We start from the raw sequence: 4905 nt of genomic DNA, 5'->3' as shown, positions 1-4905 counted from the left end.
TGGGATGTGATTATTATTGGTGCCGGTGCGGCGGGGTTGCATTGCGCCGCCCATGCCGCACAGCGCGGTAAGTCGGTGCTGGTATTGGATCACGCCAAGCAGGCAGGTAAGAAAATTCTGATTTCCGGCGGCGGCCGCTGCAACTTCACCAATATGCACTCGACGCCGGACAATTTTATCTCCGCCAACCCGCATTTTTGCAAGTCGGCACTCAGCCGCTACACCCAATGGGACTTTATTGGCCTGGTGGCTGAGTACGGCATTGCCTACCACGAAAAAACCTTAGGCCAGTTGTTTTGCGACGACTCCGCCAAAGACATTGTGCGCATGTTAATGAGCGAATGCGACCGATACGGCGCCAAAGTTCAGCTACGCACCGAGATTGTGTCGGTAGACTACGACGGCAACTACCGCATTGAAACCAGCCGCGGCGACTATAGCTGCGACAAACTGGTTATTGCCTGTGGCGGGCTATCTATGCCCAAATTGGGCGCGACCCCGCTGGGGTATCAAATTGCGGAGCAGTTTGGCCATTCCATTGTGCCGGTACGCGCAGGTTTAGTGCCTTTTACCCTGCAAGAAGACGAAAAAGCCCGCTTTGCCGAGCTTTCCGGTGTGGCTGTACCCGTCAGTGCAGAAGCCCATGGCGGTTATTTCCGTGAAGCCATGCTGTTTACCCACCGCGGTGTCAGCGGACCGGCCATTTTGCAGGTTTCCTCCTACTGGCAGCCCGGCGAAGCCGTGACTATTAACCTGCTACCCGACTTAGACGCCTTTGAGTGGCTGAAAACGCAACAACAGCAACAACCCAAAACTCAGCTCAATACCGTATTACAGCAACACTTCCCTAAACGCGTAGTGACCGCGCTAGCAGAGCACCACCAATGGCCACTGAACAACAAACTGGCCGATACTTCTAACGCGCAGTTTCAGGCCATAGCCGACAACCTTAACCGCTGGCAGCTAAAACCCAACGGCACCGAAGGTTACCGCACCGCCGAAGTCACCTTAGGCGGTGTTAATGTTGACGAAGTCAGCTCCAAAACCATGGAAAGCCAGAAGCAACCCGGCCTGTACTTTATTGGCGAAGTGCTGGATGTAACCGGTTGGTTGGGAGGCTTTAATTTTCAATGGGCGTGGAGCAGTGGCTTTGCTTGTGGGTCGGAGGTTTAAGTGATTGCCAGAGCGATCACTTGTGCTGGTTAGTTCCGCTTGGTGCCAGGAGGCGAACCGGGATCAGACTAATTAGCCGACAACTATATTTTATTCAATGGGTAAATAAATATCGGTTATCATTTCGTTCTCTGGCACATCCGGGAAGAAACTGACTCGCTCGAAGTAAATAGGAAAGTCCCGCACTTCAACCTCAGACTTCGGCAGCCATTGGGTATAAAGAAAGCTTACTATCACACCGATAGAGTCATCGCTACCAATATGCCTAACTACGGCGCATCGTCCCGCAGGAATAACTTTGTTGACTATGCCGTAGTCATTCGCGGCGACTGGCTTATCGACAGAGCAGGCTATATCGAGTCGATAGTCGTCTGGTGCGGTAACATTCGGGTCATCGTAAACCAAGTTAAATGTCTTACTTTTGCTTGGCGGGATATGACTAAGCTTTCTCCATTCAATAAATTTTTGTAGCGAAGCCCCCAATAAACTTGGCGCCCCGCGATGTTCCATTACCGCGATTAGAGTTTCAGGAAACTCTTTAATATCAACGTTAAATTTTGTGCCGTTATCCATAATATTTTTCCTTAGCATTAATATAGGTTCATATTTCTCGTGCCAAGGGGTCCAATTAGCCGCCTTTCTGAATTCGGATGGACTTTTATCAAAGTGCTTTTTAAACACCCGAGAAAAGGCTTCATGACTCTCGTAGCCATTTGCCAGCGCTATATCCAGAACTCTTTCATGATCTCTGTAGGCCAACTGATAAGCAGCCCTTTTGAGCCTAAGCAACCGTACCAGTTTTATTACCGACATTCCCATGAATGCCGAACACTGCCTGTGAAAATGATACTTGGACAAATGCGCAAGCTTGCACAGCGTATCAATATCAAGGTCAGCGTCCAGATTCGCCTCAATGTGACTAATAACTTTCTCAAACCGACCTTGATAGTTCGACATATAAGTAATTCTCCCCTTAGCGGTTTAATACTAAAACTTAATAGAGGGTTAATCTTGACTAAGGTTGCTCAATATCGAGGGAAATTTGTTCTACGCAGCAGCTTTTTAGCAATACCAACACACAGCATCGCCACAGCCGTAACAACAAATAATTGTCCGAACATTTGAAGCGCGAACTTAGGCCAACAGTAGCCATTGCTCGCAAATAACTAGGTTACACATATACGTCGTGCAAACTCAAGCTCTTCTACTCACCTTTATGTTTGTTAGGAGTAACTTGACGATAGACATCAAGTTGCCGTTAAATGGCAACGAACAATATTTCACCAAGCTATCATCGTATTGAACTTTCACTTCATAATTAAGGATAGGTTCCATGGCTAGTCAAAACCTTGCTGAAGAGCTACACCTTATTGCAATTGGCGACCAACAGGCTTTTAAGCGGTTTTATAAACAGACTGCGGCTAAGCTATTTGGAGTCAGCCTTGCGATACTCCGCGAAAGAAACCTTGCCGAAGACGTGCTTCAGGATACTTATATCAAAGTCTGGCATTCTGCCTCGCAGTATCGTGCTGATCAGGGAACGGCTATGTCATGGGTGACCAGTATGGTTCGTTATCGTGCCATTGATGTTTTACGTTCGTCGGATAATCGGGCCATATCTGTAGATGACATCGAGCGCCTCGTTAGCCAAAATGCTGTTGATGTGATGAACGAGGAGGAGGCCGATGCCCCGCGGCTTGATGATTGTCTTGGTAAATTGCAAGGCTCACAGCGACATTCTATTCACCTTGCGTACCTGTTTGGATTGACGCATCAAGAGATCAGCCACCATTTAGGAGAAGCATTGGGGTCGATTAAAACCTGGATTCGTCGCGGGTTGGACAGTCTGAAGAGGTGCCTGCAATCATGAATTATGATAATCAAGAATTGACCGAACAATTGGCGCGCCGCTACGTTATAGGATTGATGCGCGGCTCAGCGAGGATTCGTTTTAGATCATTGATACAAAGCAGTTCATCTATCAATCGACAGGTTATTTATTGGGAAGGGCAACTAAACCATTTGACTGACCGTCTACAGCCCGTTAACCCACCGGCAAAGCTGTGGAACACGATCTACGGGCGCCTATTCAGCCGCAACCAACGAAGTTTCGATCTATGGCATTGGCTTGGTCCGGTTGGTACTGCCGCAGCAGTCGTGTTAGCTATATTCCTGGTGCAGCAAACCGTATTCACCCCAGATACGGCAGATAGCCGTGTGGCGGTGATTCAAAACGAACAACAAAAATCATTGTGGGTATTAAGCATCTCGGATAACTCAATCGAAGTTGTTCCCCAGAGAACTATCGAGCCATACTCCGATAAAGAGTATCAGTTGTGGATGTTACCTGCTGATGGTTCTAATCCTGTATCACTGGGTCTACTACCAGAACAGGCCGGAAGCATAATGCTTACACCTCCGGATGCCTTTAAGTTGGCGCAAGTTAATGGTTTAGCCGTGAGTCTGGAGCCTGCCGGAGGCTCCCCGACAGGGCTGCCTACTGGACCCGTTTTATATACAACTGATATTGCTCAGCTATAAAAAAATATTTTTTTGAATCCAATATGCCCTCCCGTTCGGATAGCTCATGAAGAACTAAAATAACGAGAGGGCATTATGAAAAAACTATTTTCTAAAACACCATTAGCCACAGCGATTGTGGCTGCAGGGATCGTATCAGCAACCGCACTGGCATCCAGTCACCGCGAAGCGCCTAACATCACTCGCTTTCCAGCATTAGATTCAACCGACTTTTATCTATTCAATAGTTATGAGCCTGGCCGCGAGGATTACGTTACCGCCATCGCTAACTATGTTCCGTTGCAAGACGCTTATGGTGGTCCTAATTACTTCGCTATGGACGAATCAGCGGTTTACTCTATCCATTTTGATAGCGATGGTGACGCTGAAGAAGACCTGACCTTTGAGTTCCGTTTTGATAACTCACTGCCAAATGGCGGCGTGAAGCTACCCGTTGGTACAGATGGTATGCAGAAAGATGTAAGTGTACCGCTGAAGTTTATCGGCGCTATTTCGGCAAGCGACCAGAGCACCCTGAACTTTAATGAATCCTTTACCATTAATGTCGTCAATGGACCTCAAAAAAGTGGCACCTCGGCACAGGTTATGGGCGTTTCGGGTGAACAAGAGTTTACTAAACCATTGGCGTTTGTGGGAGAGAAGACATTTGGCAGTGCACAGGGCTACCAGGATTATGCAAACCAGTATGTATATGAAATCAACATTCCAAACTGCTCGATGCCGGGTAAGGTGTTTGTAGGCCAACGCAAAGACCCCTTCGTCGTTAACCTTGGTGAAACCTTTGATCTCGTCAATTATGTGCCCATCGAAGCGGGCGCGTTTCCAGGCGGGATAGAGCAGAGTAACGCCAATGATGACTTGCGTAATAAGAACGTCAACACCATTGCCCTTGAGCTACCAAAAAGCTGCATCACAGGTGACGGCAATGGGGTCGTCGGCAGTTGGACAACCGCACAAGTGCCTCAGGCGCGATTGCAAAACCCTAACGCTACATTTGAAAAGCCCGACGTTAATGCCGGCGCTTTGGTTCAGGTATCGCGCTTAGGCGCACCATTAGTGAACGAACTCGTTATTGGTATCGATGATAAAGACACGTTCTCATCGTCGGCACCGGGTGAAGACGGACAGTTTGCTGATTACGTGACGCACCCAACGCTACCGGTTATTCTTGACCTACTGTTCCGTGAACCC

General features: G+C 48.1%; 4 protein-coding genes and 1 pseudogene. 4 read left to right on the top strand and 1 reads right to left on the bottom strand.

All coding sequences use genetic code 11. The annotated features are described in order from the left end of the window. Positions 1-1173, top strand: a 1173-nt coding sequence (locus B3180_RS15060) for an NAD(P)/FAD-dependent oxidoreductase (protein WP_286845311.1), incomplete at its 5' end; no start/stop codon positions are given. Positions 1174-1263: 90 nt separating this feature from the next. Here B3180_RS15060 and B3180_RS15055 read toward each other — a convergent pair. Continuing rightward, on the bottom strand, positions 1264-2130 hold the full coding sequence (locus tag B3180_RS15055; protein WP_278358937.1) for an AraC family transcriptional regulator: 867 nt from the start codon (positions 2128-2130) through the stop codon (positions 1264-1266). A gap of 376 nt (positions 2131-2506) precedes the next feature. Here B3180_RS15055 and B3180_RS15050 point away from each other — a divergent pair, with 376 nt between their 5' ends. The 3 genes and pseudogenes from B3180_RS15050 to B3180_RS15040 form a co-directional block, all read left to right on the top strand. After that, positions 2507-3043: a sigma-70 family RNA polymerase sigma factor gene (locus B3180_RS15050; RefSeq protein ID WP_199495080.1), complete on the top strand. Its 537-nt coding sequence runs from the start codon at positions 2507-2509 to the stop codon at positions 3041-3043. Beyond that, a complete protein-coding gene (locus tag B3180_RS15045) occupies positions 3040-3714 on the top strand; it encodes an anti-sigma factor (protein ID WP_286845301.1) in 675 nt (224 codons plus the stop codon). The genes B3180_RS15050 and B3180_RS15045 overlap by 4 nt, the downstream gene beginning before the upstream one ends. A 75-nt stretch (positions 3715-3789) precedes the next feature. Further along, positions 3790-4905: pseudogene (locus tag B3180_RS15040) on the top strand (DUF4331 domain-containing protein); the annotation flags it as partial.

The sequence above is a fragment of the Idiomarina sp. UBA4206 genome, from assembly GCF_002383015.1.
Classification (GTDB): Bacteria; Pseudomonadota; Gammaproteobacteria; order Enterobacterales; family Alteromonadaceae; genus Idiomarina; species Idiomarina abyssalis.
Note: the sequence above shows the minus strand (reverse complement) of the source record. Positions and strands in the feature narration are given on the sequence as shown.